This is a genomic window from Geomonas sp. Red32, assembly GCF_023652955.1.
In the GTDB taxonomy this organism is placed as follows: domain Bacteria; phylum Desulfobacterota; class Desulfuromonadia; order Geobacterales; family Geobacteraceae; genus Geomonas.
Window position 1 is genome coordinate 1 of sequence record NZ_JAKLOY010000022.1, and the last position, 516, is coordinate 516.

General features: G+C 47.1%; 1 protein-coding gene. It reads right to left on the reverse strand.

Going from position 1 to position 516, the window contains the following annotated elements:
• Window positions 1-190: 190 nt before the first annotated feature.
• Window positions 191-516, reverse strand: a 326-nt coding sequence (locus L4X63_RS23550; RefSeq protein ID WP_250681110.1) for a hypothetical protein, incomplete at its 5' end; no start/stop codon positions are given.

Consider the following 516-nt stretch of genomic DNA (forward strand, 5'->3'; position numbering starts at 1 on the left):
TCCCGTCCAACGGGTTGCAGGTGAGCGGCGAAGCGGCTTAACTTTCATAAACTTTGCCGACTTCACCGTACCGCGGAGACCGCCTCCACCTGTTGTGGTTGGCACCTTTCTTCAGGTGTAAGCCTCAGATTAAACTGTGGCTGACGCTTTAGGTGTTTCAAAAAACGTACGAAACCTATCCCAGGAGGAATCACTTTCTTTTTCTGCCTAAGTAAGCCATGACAAATCCCACCATCCCCCATCCTGTGAGGTTGATGATCAAAATTAAAGGCTGGATCCATCCAAGGGCTTCATAGACTGTTTCCCCACCACCTGCGATGACATATGGATATTTATGAAGCAAAAATGCCGGCCAGTTCGCCGCGTACATAAAAATATTCGCCAACTTTTCAGCTAATGGCGCGCCATTAAATGTATTGAAGTGAGTTAAAACGGTGCACAAAAACAAGCAGTTCAACAAAAAGGACATGAACATGAATGCGGCCACCACCTTCCAATACGGTCGCATGATTGCTG